This window comes from Xenorhabdus santafensis (assembly GCF_033949405.1).
In the GTDB taxonomy this organism is placed as follows: domain Bacteria; phylum Pseudomonadota; class Gammaproteobacteria; order Enterobacterales; family Enterobacteriaceae; genus Xenorhabdus; species Xenorhabdus santafensis.
The window spans coordinates 1-324 of record NZ_VCDN01000352.1 but is presented as its reverse complement, the minus strand read 5'-3'; the positions used below and the strand labels follow the sequence as shown (position 1 = coordinate 324).

Annotated in this window: 1 protein-coding gene; it reads right to left on the bottom strand. The window is 38.6% G+C overall.

Going from position 1 to position 324, the window contains the following annotated elements; genetic code table 11:
• A partial coding sequence (locus FE392_RS22735; protein ID WP_319931950.1) for an IS110 family transposase occupies positions 1-236 on the bottom strand: 236 nt, incomplete at its 3' end.
• Between the last annotated feature and the right edge of the window lie 88 nt (positions 237-324).

Genomic DNA, 324 nt, shown 5'->3' with positions numbered 1-324 from the left:
ATATCATGGTGAAGAAACATAGAAGGATGAAAGCTGTAAACAGAGGTGGATTCTAGACCAATCTTAAGGATGTCGACCTCTTTACCCGCAATACACTGTAATAATTTTTCTTTGAGTGTAGTAGCTCCTGGTAGGTCATTACTGACCGAAAAAGAATCCAGTTTTTCTCCGTCACCATTTAAAAAGCAAACTTTCATATCAAACGAACTTACATCTAAACCAACAAATAATCTCATGTAAGAGACCCCCCTTCTATATTAGAATCATTTCTTGGACGTCTCGAGATATCTCTAGTGTGTACGCCGACCAACAACCTCGTGTATG